At 37.0% G+C, this 20,000-nt stretch carries 20 protein-coding genes and 1 pseudogene (1 of these 21 running past the window's edge); 11 read left to right on the top strand and 10 right to left on the bottom strand.

Going from position 1 to position 20,000, the window contains the following annotated elements:
• From AMET1_RS07525 to AMET1_RS07510, 4 genes are all read left to right on the top strand, one after another.
• Window positions 1-848 carry the 3' portion of a glycosyltransferase family 4 protein gene (locus tag AMET1_RS07525; RefSeq protein WP_086637881.1) on the top strand. 136 nt of this gene lie to the left of the window's left edge, so only the last 848 of its 984 coding nucleotides appear in the window; the start codon falls outside the window, past its left edge; the stop codon is at window positions 846-848.
• 90 nt (window positions 849-938) lie between these two features.
• Complete coding sequence (gene larC, locus AMET1_RS07520) at window positions 939-2,132, top strand: nickel pincer cofactor biosynthesis protein LarC (protein WP_161490836.1); 1,194 nt, start codon at window positions 939-941, stop codon at window positions 2,130-2,132.
• Window positions 2,129-2,767, top strand: a complete 639-nt coding sequence (locus AMET1_RS07515) for an ATPase domain-containing protein (protein ID WP_086637879.1) — start codon at window positions 2,129-2,131, stop codon at window positions 2,765-2,767. Before larC ends, AMET1_RS07515 begins: the two co-directional genes overlap by 4 nt.
• A 106-nt stretch (window positions 2,768-2,873) precedes the next feature.
• Complete coding sequence (locus AMET1_RS07510; protein WP_161490835.1) at window positions 2,874-3,944, top strand: glycosyltransferase family 4 protein; 1,071 nt, start codon at window positions 2,874-2,876, stop codon at window positions 3,942-3,944.
• Window positions 3,945-4,117: 173 nt separating this feature from the next.
• On the opposite strand, the gene AMET1_RS07505 is transcribed toward AMET1_RS07510, so the two are convergent.
• The 4 genes from AMET1_RS07505 to AMET1_RS07490 all read right to left on the bottom strand — a co-directional run bounded on the left by AMET1_RS07505 (window position 4,118) and on the right by AMET1_RS07490 (window position 8,414).
• Window positions 4,118-5,866 carry an ATP-dependent DNA ligase gene (locus AMET1_RS07505; protein WP_086637877.1) on the bottom strand — a complete coding sequence of 583 codons (1,749 nt, stop codon included), beginning with the start codon at window positions 5,864-5,866 and terminating at the stop codon, window positions 4,118-4,120.
• 9 nt (window positions 5,867-5,875) lie between these two features.
• Window positions 5,876-6,526: a TfuA-related McrA-glycine thioamidation protein gene (locus AMET1_RS07500; protein WP_086637876.1), complete on the bottom strand. Its 651-nt coding sequence runs from the start codon at window positions 6,524-6,526 to the stop codon at window positions 5,876-5,878.
• The gene (locus AMET1_RS07495; protein ID WP_086637900.1) at window positions 6,477-7,715 is read right to left on the bottom strand and encodes a YcaO-related McrA-glycine thioamidation protein; all 1,239 of its coding nucleotides are present in this window, start codon (window positions 7,713-7,715) and stop codon (window positions 6,477-6,479) included. The genes AMET1_RS07500 and AMET1_RS07495 overlap by 50 nt, the downstream gene beginning before the upstream one ends.
• Before the next feature lie 87 nt (window positions 7,716-7,802).
• Window positions 7,803-8,414: a hypothetical protein gene (locus AMET1_RS07490; protein ID WP_086637875.1), complete on the bottom strand. Its 612-nt coding sequence runs from the start codon at window positions 8,412-8,414 to the stop codon at window positions 7,803-7,805.
• Between the two features lie 185 nt (window positions 8,415-8,599).
• Here AMET1_RS07490 and AMET1_RS07485 point away from each other — a divergent pair, with 185 nt between their 5' ends.
• Window positions 8,600-9,652, top strand: a complete 1,053-nt coding sequence (locus AMET1_RS07485; protein WP_161490833.1) for a lysylphosphatidylglycerol synthase transmembrane domain-containing protein — start codon at window positions 8,600-8,602, stop codon at window positions 9,650-9,652.
• 85 nt (window positions 9,653-9,737) lie between these two features.
• Here AMET1_RS07485 and cobA read toward each other — a convergent pair whose 3' ends face one another.
• The 4 genes from cobA to AMET1_RS07465 form a co-directional block, all read right to left on the bottom strand.
• Window positions 9,738-10,487, bottom strand: a complete 750-nt coding sequence (gene cobA / locus AMET1_RS07480; RefSeq protein WP_086637873.1) for a uroporphyrinogen-III C-methyltransferase — start codon at window positions 10,485-10,487, stop codon at window positions 9,738-9,740.
• Window positions 10,477-11,355 (bottom strand): hydroxymethylbilane synthase, encoded by an 879-nt coding sequence (gene hemC / locus AMET1_RS07475; protein ID WP_086637872.1) that lies wholly within the window; start codon window positions 11,353-11,355, stop codon window positions 10,477-10,479. The genes cobA and hemC overlap by 11 nt, the downstream gene beginning before the upstream one ends.
• Window positions 11,352-12,626: a glutamate-1-semialdehyde 2,1-aminomutase gene (gene hemL, locus AMET1_RS07470; protein WP_086637871.1), complete on the bottom strand. Its 1,275-nt coding sequence runs from the start codon at window positions 12,624-12,626 to the stop codon at window positions 11,352-11,354. Before hemL ends, hemC begins: the two co-directional genes overlap by 4 nt.
• 137 nt (window positions 12,627-12,763) lie before the next feature.
• Window positions 12,764-13,573, bottom strand: coding sequence for a hypothetical protein (locus AMET1_RS07465; RefSeq protein WP_143406899.1), 810 nt, complete (start codon window positions 13,571-13,573; stop codon window positions 12,764-12,766).
• A gap of 398 nt (window positions 13,574-13,971) precedes the next feature.
• On the opposite strand from AMET1_RS07465, the gene AMET1_RS07460 reads away from it, so the two are divergent.
• The 4 genes and pseudogenes from AMET1_RS07460 to AMET1_RS07445 form a co-directional block, all read left to right on the top strand.
• Window positions 13,972-14,220, top strand: coding sequence for a hypothetical protein (locus AMET1_RS07460; protein ID WP_086637869.1), 249 nt, complete (start codon window positions 13,972-13,974; stop codon window positions 14,218-14,220).
• Between the two features lie 501 nt (window positions 14,221-14,721).
• Entirely contained in the window at window positions 14,722-15,057 is a 336-nt protein-coding gene (locus AMET1_RS07455; protein WP_086637868.1) for an AAA domain-containing protein, read from the top strand.
• A gap of 42 nt (window positions 15,058-15,099) precedes the next feature.
• Window positions 15,100-15,237, top strand: coding sequence for a hypothetical protein (locus tag AMET1_RS07450; RefSeq protein ID WP_086637867.1), 138 nt, complete (start codon window positions 15,100-15,102; stop codon window positions 15,235-15,237).
• Window positions 15,238-15,382: 145 nt separating this feature from the next.
• Window positions 15,383-15,610: pseudogene (locus AMET1_RS07445) on the top strand (C-terminal helicase domain-containing protein); the annotation flags it as partial.
• Window positions 15,611-15,632: 22 nt separating this feature from the next.
• Here AMET1_RS07445 and AMET1_RS07440 read toward each other — a convergent pair.
• Together AMET1_RS07440 and AMET1_RS07435 are read right to left on the bottom strand one after the other, a co-directional pair.
• Window positions 15,633-17,534, bottom strand: a complete 1,902-nt coding sequence (locus tag AMET1_RS07440; RefSeq protein ID WP_086637865.1) for an aldehyde ferredoxin oxidoreductase family protein — start codon at window positions 17,532-17,534, stop codon at window positions 15,633-15,635.
• Window positions 17,534-17,956: a 4Fe-4S dicluster domain-containing protein gene (locus AMET1_RS07435; protein ID WP_086637864.1), complete on the bottom strand. Its 423-nt coding sequence runs from the start codon at window positions 17,954-17,956 to the stop codon at window positions 17,534-17,536. Before AMET1_RS07435 ends, AMET1_RS07440 begins: the two co-directional genes overlap by 1 nt.
• A gap of 174 nt (window positions 17,957-18,130) precedes the next feature.
• Between AMET1_RS07435 and AMET1_RS07430 the strand changes: the two genes are divergently transcribed.
• Window positions 18,131-19,006, top strand: coding sequence for a hypothetical protein (locus AMET1_RS07430; protein WP_143406898.1), 876 nt, complete (start codon window positions 18,131-18,133; stop codon window positions 19,004-19,006).
• 47 nt (window positions 19,007-19,053) lie between these two features.
• Window positions 19,054-19,899 carry a hypothetical protein gene (locus AMET1_RS07425; RefSeq protein ID WP_086637862.1) on the top strand — a complete coding sequence of 282 codons (846 nt, stop codon included), beginning with the start codon at window positions 19,054-19,056 and terminating at the stop codon, window positions 19,897-19,899.
• The last annotated feature ends 101 nt before the right edge of the window (window positions 19,900-20,000 follow it).

Here is a 20,000-nt window from a genome sequence, read left to right as displayed (position 1 = left end):
GGTATCTTTCTGAAAGTTATGATAGAAATTATGTTAAGAAAGCTCGTGATCATATTTGTGATGGGGATTTTGTTTGGTGTCACTCTACAAGGCTTGCAATTGATTTGCATCGTTATATGGATAGGGATGATTTTATTACAGTCCACGGATTGTGGGGGCTTATCCCTAGGAGTTCGGATAGCTGGTTTAAATACCAGAGGAATCGTGTAGCTGAATATTTATTCTTTAAGTTTATGTGTAAATCCAATGTTACCGTAGTTTCTCCTTATTCAAAAAGGAAGTTGGATGGTTTTGTTGATCCTTTTTATGTTCCTAATGGAGTAGATTTCTCTGGATTTAAGAATTTTAAGAAAGATAAGAAGGCTGTGTATTTAGGTAGGCATCACCCTCAAAAGGACATTGGGTTTGTTACTGAAATCTCAAAGTATTTGGTTTCAAAGGGTTATAGAGTCCATATTGGTGGTAAAACCAATAAATATTCACTTCAGGATACATGGGATTCGATAGATGGCTTAAGTTACGGATATTTGGATCAAGATGAAAAGAATAGATGGTTAAGGGGAAGTAAATTCTTAATACAGCCTTCTAAATGGGAGGGTTTTCCTTTAACTTTACTAGAGTCTCTAAAATACAAATGTATACCTATAATTAGGGATTACTCCGAATTAAGCAGTATAGATTTATCTAAATATTTTATTTTTATAGATAAAGAAAATTATAAAGAAAAAATAGAAAAAGCTTTTGAAATTAACCACGACTTCAATGAACTTGAAAAACTACTTAAGAGTAAGTATAACTGGAAAAAAATAATTGAAAGATATGACAAGTTGTTTAAAAAAAATGATTAATAGATTTTTACCCAATTATATTGAACTATACTTAATTTTCTCCTTAAATTATAGATTTAAATCGATTTAAAAATTCAGTTGGGATGTATGATGAAAAAAAATAGAGATATGGCTGTTTTCATTCCGAGTTCTGGTGCAGCAGGTGATATGATTGTAGGCAGTTTGTTGGATGCAGGAGCTAATGTAGATTTAGTTTTAGGAAAAATGAAAGAAGTTGGAAATAAAGCTGGTGAGATTAATGTTAATGTCTCAAAAACCGATAGAAACTCCATTTCCGGGTTAAGAGTTGAAATTGATTCTACAGATTCAAAATTAAGATTTGAGGATATGGTTCAAATAATACAGAACTCTAATTTAAGCCGCCAAAGTAAAAACAAATCTATTCAAATACTGAAAAACCTTAAAGAGGCTGAAGATAAAGTTCACAATTCTTCATCTGAATTTCATGAGGTTGGTAAAGCAGACGCTCTAGCCGATATCGTTGGCTCGGTAGTAGGCTACTACGATTTAAAATTGGATAGTAGAAAGATATACTGTACAGAATTAAAAGTTGGAGGAGGATATACCAAAACTCAACATGGTTTATTATCTGCACCAACACCTGCAACACTTAATATTTTAAAGGAAAATGATATGAAGTTCTCTGGAGGCCCCGTTAAACAAGAGATATTAACGCCAACTGGAGCCGCAATACTATCTGTTTTCGTTGATAAGTATGTAGAAACTATTCCCCATATTAAAATAACCGATATTGGGCGTGGCGCAGGAAAAAAGGAACTCGAAGTACCTAACTTATTAACAATATGCATAGGAGAAGGGGAGAAAAATCTAATTGAAGACACTGTAACCTCCTTCGAGACCAATATAGATGATGTTGAGGGAGAAGAAATTGGATACTTGATCGATAAACTACTAAAAGAAGGTGCCCTTGATGTTTCAGTTATACCAGCTTTGATGAAAAAAGGTAGAATAGGCAATATCTTAAAAGTCATATCCAGAAAGGAAGATTTAGAAAATTTATCTGAAATTGTAATAAAAGAAACAGGCACTCTTGGAGTCAGAATATCTAGAGATAAACATAGATTGATAGCTGAACGTAAATTTAAAATTGTAGAAGTATTCAATGAAGAAGTTAATGTCAAAATAGGTAAATTTAGAAACGGCGAAATATTTGATATTTCTCCTGAATATGAAGATTGTGTTAAAATTGCCGAAAAAACAGGTACTCCACTTAAAGAAGTTAAAACAAGAGCCTTACTTAAAGCTAAGGAGGATATCAATTGAATATACCAACAGGAATTGATGAGATTGATAATTTATTATCAGGAGGACTTAAAAAAAACTCCATTACACATATTTACGGAGAATCGGGTTCAGGTAAAACAACTTTTTGCCTCCAAGTAGCAGCTAAAATAGCGAATAAAAAAACAGTAATTTATATTGCGACCCCTAGATTCTCAGCTGAAAGATTTAAACAAATAATAAATGAAAAAAACCCTAAAAAAATCGCATCAAATGTCATAGTTTTCCAAACAAACTCATTAACAAAACATGAATCAGCCGTAAAAAACATCAAAAATATAACCGAAAAACACGACATCGGATTAGTCATCCTAGACTCTCCAGCATACATAGGATTCAACGACAAACAAAATAACTTCGATATGATTGATCAAATCCTATATCTATTAAGTATAGCCAAAAAACAAGAATTCCCAATCCTACTTTCAAACCAAGTATATACAGATATCAACAAAAACAAACTTATCCCAGTTGGTGGAAAACTAATAAAAGATATTTCATACGACACCATAAAAATTGAGAAAATGAAATCAAATATGCGAAAATTTATCTTAGAAAAAAAAGATAACAAAAAAAGCTGTAAAACCTTAATCATTAAAAAAAGAGGATTCGAATAAAATTAGAAAGTGAAATTATATAACTAGAAATTTAAAAATAAATGATCATTTAAGTATGAAAATTCTAAATATCACTCATCAGTTTCCCCCTAGATCATTCGGAGGAATGGCTTATCATGCTTTAAATTTATCTAAAGCGCTATCAGAGATTGGTAATGAAGTTCATGTTTTAACCATAGAGAATGCTAAAAACCTCAATTTCTGTGATGAAATATATAACAAACTAAATCTTCATTACATCCCAGTTAGCGATTTATTATCTATAAAAGATACAGATTTTTTGAAGAAACTATATTTTATGATTAAACTTAAAAAGAAAGTAAATAATTTAATAGAAAATGAAGGTTTTGATGTAATACACTCTCATGGAAATTCAGCGGCATTAATCGAACCTAAAGCCCCTTTAATAACTAAATGCCATAACATATGGATTAATCAGCTTTCTTTACCAATTAACAAAAGCCTACTTTACAAAAATTATATTAAAGGGGAGATTTTTTTTGAGAAAAAAATTTTGTCAAAATCTAGTAAAATTATAACCGTAAGTAGAATGCTGTCCAATTCGATATATAGTGAATATGGTTATGATTCAAACGTTTTGCATAATGCTGTGCCTACTATACCCACTAATATAAACTCTAATGACCTTAGTAAAAAGGATGAAGTATTAATGGTGGGTACATTTACAAAACGTAAGGGCTGTCATCTAATTCCTGAAATTGTTAATGAAATCTCGAAAAGAAATTTAAAACTAATACATATCGGAGAGGTTAGAAATAAAACCCTTTTTGACAAAGTTATAAAACAACTAAAAAGAAAAAACAATATAGATTTTTTTTCACATAAACCTCACATCGAGAAACAAAAAGATTTATATATCCACTATTCAAACGCCAAATTATTGATACATCCAGCGATTTATGAACCATTTGGGAATGTACCTATTGAGGCCATATCTTGTAAAACCCCCGCTTTAGTGTCTGATAAATGTGGTTGCTCTGAATTAGAAGAAGAATTTGAGTTATTGAAAACCTCCAATCTAGATAACTTTGTAAAAAGTATTCTTGATGTAATAGATATTTTTGAAAATAAAGATTTAGAAGAATACAATCAATATAACAAAGATTATACTGATTTAGCAAGAGAAACTGAAATGATATTTAAAGAATTAATTTAAAAAAACAAAAACTATATATTTCTCGTATAAAAAACACCTAAAGATAATATTTGATGTTGGTGCAATGATGACCTTGGCCTGACAGATTTGATGAAGAAGATTTTGAGTGCTGAGCACCAACATAAAAAACTTTCCATTCTTTCTAAGTGGAAACTTTAATAGAAATTACTTTACTAATTTTTTTCATACATAACCATTATTTCTTTAGTGGTGGTACTGTCTTCGGATTTTTTATCAGCTCTAAACCCTATGAACCTAGGAAATCTAATTGCAATCCCCTCGTTCCCTATTGTATCTATACCTGCTGTGTGAACTGGACTTTTTGTTAATTCAGCACCTAATACTTCAACTACAAACTCCGGTTTAAACCACTGGTCGGGCTCTATCTTTGAAGAGACTCTCGCTGGTTTTTTTTCAGATTCAAATGGCTTTAGTTTTTCTGGTAGTTCTTCTAGTGTTTCGTCTGAGAATCCGGTTCCCAGTTTGCAGACGGTTTCAAAGATGTCTTTCTGTTTGTTGTATGCAGCGCATAATAGAGCGCCATATAAACCTGATCTTCTTCCTCTTCCTGCGAACCCACCGACTACTGTTAGGTCTACGGTGTCGGACATCCTTGTCTCATAGTCTTTTTTCCATTTTATCCATAACCACTCTCTGGCTCCGGCTCTATAGATCGAGTCTTTGGAGCAGGATTTAATCATAATTCCCTCCTGCCCTTCATCTACCGATTTATTGAAGAATTTTTCTACTTCACGTAACTCGGTCGTCTTGATTATATCTGAGCATTTTACAATTTCATTTTCGGATATTGTTTGTTCAAGCTTTTTGCGTCTTTCTGGAAATGGTTTATCAAGCAAACTATCTTCTTTGTACAGCATGTCGAATAGGAAGATTTTTACTGGGATTTTTTCTACATATTTCTGGATGTCGTATTTTCTTTTACGCTGCATTAATGTCTGGAAATCCTGTAGCTCTCCATCTTTGTAGGCAACTGCCTCCCCCTCCACAATAACCTCTTTACTACCGATGGATTGATTTATGGCTTTTACTACATCTGGGTATTGATGGGTTATGTCTTCCATTCGTCTTGAATAGATCTTTACCTCATCATTTTTCTTGTGTATCTGCATCCGCTCGCCATCGTACTTAACTTCAGCAGCAAACCTATCTTCAAGTTTATCTTTAACTTCATCCAGGTTTTCGAGTCTCTGCGCCAACATCATCCTTATCGGCCGACCTACCTCTACCTCTATATCCTCGAGACCTTTGTGTCCTTTATAGGCTAGCTTTTTGCCTACAAGGCCGACGTCGCTTGAAATGTTGTAGGCACGTTCAACTTCAGGCCGATTCTTTTTATCTCCTGTGTAGGTTTTTGCTAGTGTGTCAAGTAATGTCATGGCTCCGATTCCAAGCCTTAGCTTACCCAGTGATATACGAACGATGTAACGGGCACCAACCTTATCTGCGCGGGTTATAAGACCTGCTAGTGTTCTGAGTTTTTTGTCGTAGGAGCCTGATCCCTCAAACCTACTGATGTCTTTTAGGCCCTGATGAACTTCTGTTACGGTTAGTTCTTTTTGTTCTCCGAAAAATGAGTTTAAGGTCTTTGTCTCGCCAGAGATTTTTTCTGCGACAGTTCCAAGGTCTCCAGTTTCTCGGAAGAGTTCCTGGACCTCCTGTTTTGATTTGGAGGATGCGATTGAGATCGCTTTGGCAACCATCTTGTTACCGAGACCTAACACCTCCTCTTCATACTCCGCGTTTATCTGGCCAAGAACCAAGTAACAGACAATATCCACTTCACTATTTGGGGTTTCCTTGAATAGGTCTACAAGGATATCGGTCATCTCATTTCGAGACCTGGTTTCCTCTAGCTGGAGGAAATAACTGGTTAGTTCCGAGAAACTTAATGATCGAGACATGATATAGGTTTAGTTTTTTTGTTGGTTTTTTATGTGTTTTAGGGCTTTTTTTGCGTCTTCCTTCTTCAAATCAACTTTATATTCCTCTAGAAATTGTTTTAGTTGGTTGTGGTTGATTTCGGGGTGCTTTTTGGCTGTTTTTAGTAGTTGGTTGTAGTTTCTTTTTGGGTAGAATTTTTTTTTGGTTTTTTGTATGAGTTTTTCCATTTGTTTTTGGGTTATTATGTTTTTTTGTGTGGCTTGTTCTAGGTTGTATCGTATGTTTATTAGGGGTGTTGAGAGTGGTTGGTAGTTTTGTGGTGAGTATGTGAGTGCGACTTCGTCGTCTGAGTTTATTGTTCCTTGTTTGTATCTTTGGTAGATTTCGCCGATTCCTTTCATTCCGTATCGGTCGAGTTCTGAGGCTCTGAGCGCTCCCATGCTTGAGGCTCCGATGACTTTTATGTTTTTTTGGAGTGTTTGAAGTATTTCTCTGTGTGATACTGAGCAGTCTTGTGAGAATACTCCGTCTATTAGGCAGATTGTGTGTGGGTTTTGTTGGCTGGTTTTTTTGATGTCTCCTCTTTCTGCTGGGGGTCTGTAGTCTGCCTTTAGTATTTTTTTGGCTTGTTTATGTTTGAGGCTTGGCCCCACGAACACAACTACCTTTTTGTCTGGCATTGTGGCATCTCCTTCCTATTCTTTCTGGGTCTACTGCGAATACTTCTAGTCCGGGTATAATTACTCGGACTACTGGTACTTCTATTTCTGGTAGGGTTAGGTTTACGAATATTGCTTTTTGTATTCCGTTTTTGTTTAGTTGTTTTAGTGTGTGGGTTATGTCGTCTATGAAGTCGTCTTTTATGTATGAGATTTTTTCGAGGTTTTGGTATTGTTTGGTGTTTTGGTTGTTGAACCAATGTTTGTTTTGGTTTTTTACGGTTTTGTATTTTAGTTTACGTTTGTTGTCTCCTTTTAAGGTGTCTTCTCGTGCTCCGTGTATCTGGGTTGCTCTTGATTGGGCTACTTCTGTTATTGCTCTTTTTATTGCAACTCTAGCGTCGGTGTGTGTGCCCATTCCGATTGTTAGTAGGGCAGGGTCCTGTAGTTTGTTGTCTTCTGAGACTGCTGCAAATGTAGGTATTCCGATGTCGTTGGTTAGGTCTCGAATTATTATTGAGATATCTTGTTGTTCGAACTTCTCGATTAATTTGTTTATTTCTTGGTTTTGTAGGTTGATTTTGGGGCCTGTGTCTCTAGCTGCTTCTGCAAGTGACCACGCGTCTCTCTCGATAACTTCTGTTAATCCATGGAATACTGCTTCTTCCAGAATGTTTCCGCTTGCCAACCCATTTGTATTCGTTTGGAATAGTCCACTGCCTTTTTTACCTGGAGACAAGGGATGGAAAACTGCGTTTGCAGGAACATATATCTCTTCATCTTGCATCATGTCATAGCCTTTAATCCAAGATATACGAGCCATCAATGGGTTTGGCGTAGTTTCCGGCAATATTAGGGTTCTTGGGTCTAAGACATTTGTTTTTTGAGTTAGGTTAGAGTAACTGTCGAAAACCAACTCTCGATCATGAAGTTCTGAAGAGTATCGCTCTATTCCCTCCATAATAGCTGAAGCTTTAGCCTCCGCTTCAGTACTGCCCTTGCCATTGTACACCGAGATAGCGCCCTTCTCAGCGGTTGGCCGGATACTTGAGTATACAGGTATTCCAACTCGGTCTAAACCTGTTATGTCGGCAACCCTGGTTATACCCACATCCTCCTTTAAAGGCTCGATTTTCTCCAAAGTCTCTTTAGGAGGTATAACCCTGTGTGTACCATTTATATAACCTTTTTTTGTAGTATCAATGTTCATATTATCAACTAATAATGACCTTTAGACTTAAGATATTACATTATAATTTTTTTGGATATGGTTTTGGCTGGTTGGTTTGTTTTTGGTTTATAGGTTGTTTTTTCTGACGTAGTATGGTAGTGTTTCTTTGTTGAATTTTTGTATGAATTCTCGTGTTTTTCTGTCGCTTGCGTTGCCGCTTCCGAATATGTCCCCGTGTATGTTTCTTAGTCTGTCTAGGTTTCTTTTTTGGTGTATTTTTGCTATGATTGCTGCGGCGCAGACTATGTCCCATTTTTCTTCTGCTCGGTGGTTTATGTGTAGTTTGATTTCTCGGCTTTGGCCGTTTAATCCCTGTGTTATTCTGGTTCTCAACATTTTAGTGGTTGGATAGTAACAGTCTATGTATAGGTGGCTGGGTGATATCGAGTTTATAAGTGAGATTATCGATTTGTCTTCGATTTCCTGTAGTGGTGTCCCGTTTTCTTTCAGTGACTCAATCTCTGTTGGCGAAATAACTATGGTTCCAGTTTTAGCGATAGAAAAAATTTCATCCCCCAACCTCTGAATAGCGTTTCGATTTAGTTTTTTAGGATCTCTTAAGTCGAGAGAACTTAATAAAGAAAGTTCTTGATTATCAACCAATACGTATCCGATAATAAGGGGTCCAACAGCCTCTCCAACACCAACTTCATCTATACCTAAATAAGATTCTTCCATCTTCAAAAATAAATACTACCTCAACCAATAAAACATTAGTCCAAAAACCATATGTATTAAAAAGTTTTGGAGTTATTTTCTATGCCAAATTCGAGTTATTTTCTTTGCTTAAGAGTTTGTTTATCTAGTTTTTTCCGGGCTTTTTATTCTGTTTTGTTTATAATATTGTGTGGGAGGTCCTTTGTTTGAGTAGTCTTAGGAAGTTGTTTGTTGTTTCGGTGTCTGTTAGTGTTGTTACTTTGGCGTTGATTTTGTTGTTGATGGAGGGTGAGGATCTTTTGGTTAGTTTAGGGGCTGTTGACCCTGTTTTTTTGGTTTTGGCTGTTGTTCTTCATGTTGTTGGTTGGGTTTTTTGGAGTTTACGTATCGATGTTTTCAGTCGTGCTTCTGATATTAAGTTGGGTTTGAGGAAGAGTTTTGAGATTGTGGTGTCCAGTACTTTTGTTGCTAGTATCACTCCGTCGTATGCTGGTGGTGAGCCGTTGCGTGTTTATTTGATTGGTAAGGAGAAGGGGTATGCTGGTCGTGCGAGCGCTATTGTTTTTGCTGAACGTGCCCTTGATTTTGTATTCATAATCTTGTTCGCTTTAGTTGGTATGTTTTATTTGAGGGAACAGTTCGATCAGATTGCAAACCTAGATATCGCTTTCACAATGGGAGCCATTATACTCGGTTTATCGGTTTTTGGTTTAGTTTTAGGGTTTTTCAAACCACATTTGATCAAAGGTTTTTTCAGTAAATTTGAGAAACCGATTGAGAATTTTAGAGAAGGGACAATGGAAAAAATCTATAGAGAGATCGACTCTTTCCATAGAATATTATGGATGTTTATTCGGCAAAAAAGAAAATACCTACTTGGGGCATTTTTCTTAACAGTTGTATATTGGAGCATCCACTTCAGTATTCCGTATATACTTTTTGTTGGGATGGGTAGCCAGGTCGATTTCTTTACCGTTTGGTTCGGATACTTCCTTGTATTACTATTCTTGTTGATACCATTAGCTCCAGGCGGTAGTGGTATGGCAGAAGTTGGAGGGTTTGTAGTGTATTCAGCACTAACCGGCGCAGCTTCAATAGGAGTATTAGTGTTACTATGGAGGCTATCCACGTATTATGTAAATCTAATTGTGGGGGGTCTGTTGATCGGTAAGGTAATCAGAGATATTTCAGTTGTTGAAGAAAAAATCAAAGAACCTGTTGAGGAAATGGAAGGAAAAACTGTTAGAGAAATCGAATAAAAAAATACCAAAAATTTATGGGAGGGGTTTGGCGTGGGTTCTCGGGTTGTTTTTAAGTAGTTTTGTTGGTTGGGGTTGGTGTTTGTTATTTTTGTTGGTTTTGTTGGTTGTTTTTCCAGAATTCTCCTAGTTTTACTACGTTTCCTATTACTGTGACTGCTGGTGGTTTTAGGCTTTGTTTTTCTGCGATTTTTGTTATGTTTTTTAGTTTTCCGTGTATGACACGTTCTTTTTTTGTGTATGCGTTTTGGAATGATGCTACTGGTGTTTCTGGGTCTTTTACTTTTAGTATTTTTTTGACTATTTTTGGTAGGTTTCCTACGCCCATTAGGACTACTATTGTTTCTGCGTGTGAGATTTGGTCCCATTTGATTGTGCTTTCTTTTTTGTTTGGGTCTTCGTGGCCTGTTACTATTGCTAGTGATGATGATACGTTTCTGTGGGTTACTGGGACTCCGAATCTGGCGGGTACTGAGATTGCGGTTGTTACTCCTGGTATTATTTCGTATTTTAGGTTGGCGTTTCTGAGTGATAGCATTTCTTCTCCTCCGCGTCCGAATAGGAATGAGTCGCCGCCTTTAACTCGTGCTACTGTTTTTCCTTTTTTTCCTCGGTCTACCAATATTTCTTCGATTTCGTGTTGTTTTAGTTTGTGTTTGTCTGCTTTTTTTCCTGCATCTATTATCTCTGCGTCCTTTCTAGCTTTATCTAGTATTTTTTTGTCTATCAAGCGGTCGTGTACAACTACGTCTGCTTTTGATATTATGTCTAGTCCTCTCTGGGTTATTAGGTCGCTGGAGGGTCCAGCTCCGATTAAATATACTTTACCTGTCATTTTCAAACACATCGTTTTTATCCATTATCATTCTAGCTGCTTTTCTACCGATTTTTTCTGCATTTATAGGGTCACCTACTACCTTGACTCTCTCCCCAATCTCTATGTGTTCAAGGGTGAAAACCAGTTTTTCACCTACCTGTCCGTAGGCACCTACCGGTGTTGTGCATCCATAACCAAACTCGTTCATGGCTGCTCGTTCAGCAAAAACTGAATACCGTGTCGGCTTATGGTCTACCGCACTACATATTTCTTCCATTTCTCTATCGTTTGCTCGGCATGTTATGCATAATGCGCCTTGTGCAGGCGCGGGCAATGTTTCTGGAACTTTAAATCGATAATCAATCTTATCCTCCAACCCTAATCTATGTAAACCGGCTTCAGCCAACATAACAGCATCCACATCACCCTCTATCGCTTTACGTATCCGTGTGTCGATATTTCCTCGAATCGACTTAAGTTTAAGGTCGGGCCTTAACTTCTTGATTATAGCTTGCCGTCTAGGACTTCCAGTACCTATAACACCGCCTTCCGGTAGTTCATCTAATGCACCACCAACCAACACATCGTTCGCAGCCCCTCTCTCTATATAGCCGGAGATCATGATCTCACTGCGCATTCGGGTAGGTACGTCTTTGCAGCTGTGAACTGCTAGGTCGATAGCATCGTTGAGCAATGCTTCATCGAGCTCCCTAGTGAAAACACCCTCACCCTCGATATCCTCTATCGATTTCCAGTTTTCTTTATCACCAAGTGTCTCAAGCGTCTGAATACTATAGCTACGGCCGGTCTCCCTCTCCAGTATTTCAACTACCTTCTCAGTTTGAGCTTGTGCAAGCCGGCTTTTCCTTGTTCCAACACGAATCATAATACTTTCTCCAACACATCACTAGCAATATCAACAGTATCTTCTATCTCTCTATCTGAATGCACATATGATATGAAGCATAACTCGTATTGGGAAGGCGGTAGATACACGCCATTCTTAGCCATCTCCCTATGAAACTTTGTATAGGCCTCAAAATCACATTTCTCTAAATCACCATAATCATTAATCTCTTCACTGCAGAGGAATATTGAGAACATAGACGAAATCCCCTCAACATTCACTGGCAATCCTTTAACCGCCTTATTAAGTTTACTGCGTATTTTTTCTCCCTTTCTGTTCGCTTTATCAATTATATTGTCTTCTTTGAGGAGTTTTATTGCCTCTATGCTTGCTGCAGTGGTAACTGGGTTTCCACTGAAAGTACCTGCTTGATATACATCACCCTCCGGAGACAAGTGTTTCATGATCTCTTGTTTTCCACCGAAAATCCCTATCGGGTATCCACCTCCAGCTACCTTACCCAAGGTAGTTAGGTCAGGCTCCAAACCAAACAGTTCTTGAGCACCACCCATAGAAACACGAAAACCAGTGATAACTTCATCAAGCACAAACAAAGACCCATAATCACTCGTCAGATCTCGTATAAGCTCTAGAAAACCATCTTTAGGCGGTATACAACCAGCGTTACCAAAAACCGGCTCCGCAATAACACAAGCAATCTCACCCCCTATCTCTTCAAAAACACTTTTAAGTTTTTCTTTATCGTTCCACGGCAAAACAATCGTTTTCTCAGCTAGTTCACGGGGTACTCCAGGACTGTCTGGAGCTCCATGTGTTGAAGCACCACTACCAGCCTGAACCAAAACAGAGTCATGAGCCCCATGGAAACCACCCTCAAACTTAACAATCTTATCCCGACCCGTATATCCACGAGCAAGCCTTAATGCAGACATAGTAGCTTCAGTACCCGTGTTCACAACACGAACCTTATCTATACTACTATAATGTTTTGAAACCAGCTCAGCCAACTCAACCTCCTTTTCAGTAGAGGTTCCAAAAGCCCAACCACGCTCCAACTGCCTTTCAACAGCCTGCTTAATCCTCGGGTGCCGGTGACCAAAAATCTGAGGACCAAAAGCAAGCGAGTAATCAATAAACTCATTCCCATCAACATCATAAATCTTAGAACCCTCAGAATCCTCCATAAAAATCGGAAAAGGACTATAAGACCTAGCAGGACTATTCACACCACCAACCAAACAATCCTGCGACCGAACAAAAAGCTCCTTAGAACGCCTAAACTCATTCATAATACCACTCCTAACTACATAGTGACTTGAAAAATATAATATCAGTGCCTATAATTGCTTATCAAATAAATGAAATTAGTATTTATAAAAACTTTATAAATTCAAATAAAGAGCCAAATAAGACACTGGGTAATAATTTATTTCAAAGCAACAAGAGGATGGCTTAAATCCAGATTTTTACCCTTAATCTGACCGTTGAAATTTTTATGAGAAAGATATAAAATCGCAGGAACCTTGAATTCTATATCGTCTTTTTCAGATATAACTTTAAGTAAAGAGAGCCTATTTCGCCCATCTCTAGTTTGAATTAGTTCTCCGTTACGCCCAACAGAAACCCCTATTTCACTTGGAACGCGAAAATCTCTTACCGATTTTGTATGTGATTTAATATTTTTGTTATTCTCTAAGTAGAAAAGTTCCTCTTGAGATTTATAGCCTTTATCCCTTATTTGTCTATAAACTAAATCTATTTTTTCGCATTTTCTATTTATTTGTTCAATAGTTTTTTTACTTCTTGTGTTCCATCCCCTGAGCCCGTTGTTTATACGCCTGATTGATTTTCTATAAATTTCAGTCTCAGGCCAGTCTTTTCCGTCTAAAAATCTTTCTCTTATCGATCGATATAAAATGCATTTTTCTAATGGAACTTTTTGTTTATCCCAATCACCAGTTCCTTCTCCTATAACAGCTTCCTTTCCCGTAACAGGGAAACTAAATAAGTAATAATAATTAACATCATTAGGATTTATCTCAACCATTTTTAGATCATTTATATCTGGATTTTCAGGGAACTGGCATTTTTTTTGTATATAATAATCATTAAGCTTTTTTAGACCAATTTTATTAGTTAAATGTAAAAATGAATGTTTCAGCCCTTGTTCCAAAATGATTTTATTTAGTGAGGAATCCAAATTATGGCTAAAAGAATAAAGACATTTTTTAATCATTGGTTTTTATATGTTCATTTGAAAACTTAAAATATTTTGTTATTTTTTTATTTGTCTATAGAGAAACTTCTTTCCAAAGATATTTTTTGAAAAATAAATATTGAAAAATTAAAGATTTACTTAATATCTTTGGGTTAAACTATGAATTTTAAAGATTACAGTAGTTATGAAAAACATTTTTCAGAGCTTGTTGAGCTTGAGCGTAGATAAGAGATGGAGAGACATCGTTCTGAGATTAGAGAGATTTATCCTAGAGAGTGAGAAGATAAAGGCAGGGCCATACTCAACATGAATGGAAGAGATGAAGTACGGGGAGTCGGTCAGAAATACCAAATAAAGTTCTTAAAAACAAGGGGAGATGAGTTACCGGAGAACGAGATATCAGTTGGAGACCTGTGATGATAAGTAAAAATGTACCTTTAAACCAAGAAAATCCCACTGGAACCGTGATAGAGGAAATAAACCATTTAATAACCGTTGAATTCCCAGGTAAGCCACCTAGATTTGTTTTCAGCAATGGAGTTAGAATAGACCTATACTTAAGCGACATAACCTACCAGAGAATGCTTGACGCCTTCCAAAAACTAAGTGAGGCGAGTATTAGCCAGAAAGAAATAAATAAAAAATTGTTGGGCAAAAAAAAATAGAGAAAAACCAGGAGCCGGCGGTTGAACCGAATAAAAAGGTTTGAATGAGTTTCAACATCGGGCTATACGGTGGTCACTCGTCGCAAAAAACTTTTTTGATACATGGTCCGCCTGGAACTGGTAAAACTACTACCTTGGTATAGGTAGCTGAGCAGCATGTTGACCGTGGAGACTCTGTTTTTGCGACAGCCGACTCAAACTTAGCCGTCGACAACCTCGTTGAAATGTTATATGTAGGGGTAGGAAGGTTGTTAGGATAGGACATCCATCAAGGGTAACAGAGACACTGAAGTAACATACACTTGACAGCTTGATACAAAAGACAGAATAATACAAAGAGGCTGAGAAAGCAAGGAAAAAAGCCTTCAAACTACTCAGTAAACAAGGAGAGTATACCTATCTGAGTGGTAGGTGGAGAAGAGGCCTAAGTAACAAGTCAATAAAAGACCTCGTAGATAAGAATGAGACCTGCTGGGAATACCTTCAAACAAAATAAAGAGCATGGCCAAATGGATTGAACTACAGAGCCAGATAGACAGGCTATTCAATAAATCAGATGAACTGGAAGAAAAAGCCATAAACAAAGTGATAAGTGAGGGAGATGTTGTCTGCACTAAAAACTCAACAGCAGGCATCGATTTGATGGAAAACCAGAAATTCGAATCTCTATTTATAGATGAAGCAACACAAGCAACTGAGCCATCCTGCCTCATACCAATACCAAAAGCAAATAATGTCATTATGGCGGTCGACTACAAACAACTACCACCAACAACACTAAACGAAAAATCAAAACAAGAAGGTCTAAACAAAACACAATTTGAAAAGATAATATAAAAAACAGGCAAAAACACAGCCTTACTATAAATCCAGTACAGAATGAACAACAAAATAATGAGGTATCCGAACAGGGAGTTCTACAACAACAAACTGAAGGCAGCCCTCCAAGTAAAAAAACACAAGTTAACAGACCTCACAGACAAAGCAAGGGAGAAGCCAGAATCATATGCAAAATAATATAAAGATTAGTAGGGGTATACAGCCAAGTGAGATCGGAGTGATTACGCTTTATGAAGCTCAGGTAGACCTGCTGTGACAGGAACTACCGGACATCGAGGAACTGGAGATAAAGACTGTTGATGGGTTCTAGGGAAGAGAAAAAGAAGTGATAGTAGTCTCCCTTGTCAGATCAAACCCAGAACAAGAGATAGGGTTCTTAAGAGATCTACGTAGGTTGAACGTCGTAATAACAAGGGCGAAAAGAAAATTAATACTAATAGGGGATTCAGAAACGCTCAGAACAGACAAGGCCTACAGAAACCTAATTAACTACGTACAAAGTCAGGGACATTACCTAAAAATGAACCCAGAGACAATAAAAACAAAATAAAAAGCCCATAATGGGCTTTTAATCATCCATGGATATCTATAGCAACCTCGTTTAAACCGAGTTCATCTAATTTATCTTTGGAGGGAACTCCATCTTTAGTTCTCCAACCCCGTATTTCGTAGTATTCCTCTAGCACTTTTGTATATTTCTGTTTATCTAGTTTTGCTCCTTTTGCGGGGCCGTCTGGGATTGGTTCTTTGAAGAACCTTTTTGGTGGGTAGTCGTCTTTTTTACGGATTCCTTCACGGATGTTAAATGCTCGTTCCAAGTTGTATATTCGTTCTCCCGCGGTATATAGGTCTTTTAGGCTGTAGTTGATTCCTGTAGCGCTGGATAGTAGGTCTCTGAAGTTTTTTAGTCTCTGTGGGTTCATGACAATCCCTTCATATTTGCATAGGCCGAGGGAGTCAACCACTGTGTGTCTGTTTTGGCTCCATACAACATGGAATGTGTCTTTACCAAGGAAAACTTCTACGCCCTCTGGCTCACCATTTACCTCTGTGTCGGCAGCTTTTTTGGCAACTTCTTTGGTTGGGTAGGCAGCTGAAAGACCCTTCAAGTGATCCATACCTCTTGTGGCGGTGCATTGATTCAAGGCCCATGGGTAGTGGCTTCTTATGTCACCGAGAGAACCACGCATACCCTTAGTCTCCACAACAACCTCCCGTTCAGTATCACCTGCTAGTGAAGCCAGTTCGGATACTCCTTCAGCCAACTTATCGCCGAAACCCTTACGGAAAGCGGTCATCTCCAACAACCTAACTATAGAGTCAGGGTCACCCCACTCCAAACTAACATCACCCACCAACTCATCGCTTAACAAACCTTCTTGGTAGAGATGCATTGCTACAGCGATAGAATGTCCTGTGTGCATTGTGTCAAGACCATATTTATTAGCCAGTGTATTACACTTCAAGATTGAAGCCAAGTTCATGTTGCATAGTTCCGCTCCAAAAGCCGCTACATTCTCATATTCAGGACCTCCACCACGTGTTTGATAGTCCCCTTCTTTTACATGGTAGTATCTGCTGCAGCTTGCTGGACATCCATAACAACCATTATGCCTCACAATATACTTCTCAAGTAAGGTTTGGCCACCACATTCTTCAACCCACTCAGGCCAACTACCACCTTGGTAATGTCTATAGCCACCAAGACCTGCATCGTCAATAATTCGCTGTAAAATTGTTGTACCAAGCGTTGAAACAGTTTCATAGTTTGGATGACTAATGACGGCTTCCTCAAGCTCATTACAAGCCTCTAAAAAAGAACTGGGGTCAGCAACCTGAACGCCTTTAGTTCCACGCACAGCTATTGCCTTCAGGTTTTTAGAGCCCATCACAGCCCCCATACCAGTCCGGCCAGCAGCCCTATGCATATCGGAGATAACACAAGCAAACTTAACCAAATTCTCCCCAGCCTGACCAATAGAAATCACACGAACACTATCATCCCCCACCTCCTCTTGAATCGCTTCAGTCGTCTCCCACGTATCACAGCCCCATAAATCACTGGCATCCTTCAACTCAACATCATGGTCATCAATCCATAGATAAACTGGTTTATCCGCCCGTCCCTGAACAAAAATATGATCAAAACCAGCATTATGCAACTCAGGACCCCAATGACCACCAGAATTACTATCACCAAAAATACCAGTAACAGGAGACTTAGAAGTCACAGTAAACCTAGAAGAAGAAGGAGCCAAACTACCAGAAAGAGGGCCATTACCAAAACAAATCACATTATCCGGCTCCAAAGGCCTTACATCAGGCCCAACCCGGTCATACAAAACCTTAGCATTATAGCCAGCACCACCAACAAACCTCCTAGCAACATCACGATCCATCTCACGAACAAAAGCCTTCTCCCGATCTAAATCCACTTCCAAAACATTCCCACTCCAACCATACCAATCAGACATTAAATACACCTCAAAGCATCATGCTTACAAGCTTCAACACATATAGGCTCTTCATCACCACATAAATCACATTTAACCGCTACCCTAGACTTTGGATCTATCCATATCTTATCACATATATCAGTACACCTACCACACCCACTACACAAATCAAAATCGACTACGACTGCACCACTATCTACCGTTATAGCTCCAGTATCACAAACCTCAAGACAATCCTTTGAATCACATTGATCACAAACCAAGGGGCGATAAAAACCATTCTTCTCATCAGATTTGACTTTCACACCTGAACGCCTTGGATTAGTAACACCTTTTTCACCAAAAGACCGGCTTTTCTCCCAAGAGCAAACAATTTCACAACGTCTACAACCCCGACAGCTCTCCATATCTACCTTAATTTGACTTACATCACCAGACAAAATAATCACCAAACAACCTAATTCGAATAAGAGGATGTCTTTATACCTAAATTAAAAAAAGCACTAGTAATACAGTGGTAATACAAAATTTAATTAGAGAAATATTATTTTTGAACAGGTAAAATAATCAATGTAAGATTAATAGGTTTACCAGTAGCCTTTAGAGGTAGTTTAATGGTTTATAACGAGATTAAGAATTCATATTACCGAAAAATTAAGAAGGTATACAAGGAAAATGGATTTAAAGGTGTTTTAAGATATTTATTAGACTATTTTGAGGAAGGAAACTTTAAAAGCAATTTAATCGCTCTCTATAGGTATATAAAAGATAAACTAAGATATAGGCGTGCAATGCCACACCCACTCAAAATCATAGAGATAAACCCAAATAAGGTTGAGTATATGCAGAAACCACGTTTTAAGGGGAGTTTATTCACTTATTCACTGAGTGGGAACTGGGATAAAAATAAACTAGAGGATTATTCTGAATACAAAATAATTAGAAATAAAACCAAAGAAAACAGGTTTTTAATTCCAATCGAAACCTACTCTAAATATAAAAATTTTAAAAAGCATTTTGTAGAAGGTATCCCATGGAAAGAAACCGAGTACTACCAAAAAAAGATCCAAAAAATAGAGGAGAGAGGCCCAAGACCCAAAAAGAGAACTGGAACCAAAGAAAAACTTAATAAAAGAATCAAAGGACTTGATAAACTATATAAAACAATAAAGGAAGAAGGCTACAAAACACAGAAAGAAATACAAAACAAAACAAAATCTGAAGAAGTTCCATTAAAACAAAAAAAACTAATATACTACCCTCCACAAAAAAATGAAGTCAGAATAAATATCGGGAGAGATGGACAGTTAATTTTCGATGAAGGAAGACATAGATTCATCATCGCAAGACTTCTCGAGCTAGATAAAATACCAGTTAGAGTCATGGTCCGACACAAAAAATGGATGGAACTAAGAAAAGAAATCTTAAAAGCCAAAAACAAAAAACAACTAAATAAAAAGGCAAAAAATATCTTGACCATCCAGATCTAAAAGTTATGAATAAAAAATCTTAAAAATTGACTTTGGTGATTAATTCTTTGAGATCAATTAAAAAAAATTTGGATTCATTTAGAAAAGTGTATAGTGAAGAAGGGTTGAAATCAGCAATCAATTCAACTTATAAGTATATTAGGCCATCACCTACTCCTTCAAGGAGACTAAAAACTAACATGGTAGGCTATTATAGATACCTACTACTTAGTAGAAAAAATCGATATGAATTCTCTGATGCTAATCCCTTTAAAATAGTTTATGTCGAACCTAAAAAAATTAAAAAAATCCAGTTACCAGTTGAAAACGATTTTATTAAAAATGATTCTCGACAAAGACCCCATAAGTACAAGAATATAGGAAAGGTAGCGGATTCAAACTGGGATTTACAAACAAAAAGTTGGAATGAACTAGATTTCCATAAAGGATTTATAGAACACTTTGTTCATAATGTACCTTGGAAAGAAACAAAATTTAAGGAAAAATTACTTGAAACTTGTGATTTTAATAAAAGATGGAAAAACAGTAGGTATGAAAAACTTGAAGGTGGAAATGAAAAGAAACTTATGAAAACATTAAAAAAGTTTGATAATCTTTTTAATAAAATCAAAAAAGAGGGATATAAACAAACCAATTTTTATGATGAACTTACATTGAATATATCTAGAAATGGTGAATTTATTCATAATAACACTGCTAGCCATAGATTAAGCATTGCTAAAATACTAGATATCGACTCAATACCTGCTAGAATATTATTAAGGCATAAAAAATGGCAAGAAATTAGAGAAGAATTATCAAACAAGAAAAACATAAGTGAACTAACATCAAGAGCAAAAAAACACCAGAACCATCCAGACCTACAAGACCTAATAAAAAACTTGGAAAACTAAAAAACAAGAACCATTTTTCAGGTTAATTAAATTTAACATATATACTTTAGTGATTCAAGGTTACCGTTTTGGTGCGAAGATAAGATGTTGTTTCGAATTTA

It is taken from the genome of Methanonatronarchaeum thermophilum (genome assembly GCF_002153915.1).
In the GTDB taxonomy this organism is placed as follows: Archaea; Halobacteriota; Methanonatronarchaeia; order Methanonatronarchaeales; family Methanonatronarchaeaceae; genus Methanonatronarchaeum; species Methanonatronarchaeum thermophilum.
Note: the sequence above shows the minus strand (reverse complement) of the source record. Positions and strands in the feature narration are given on the sequence as shown.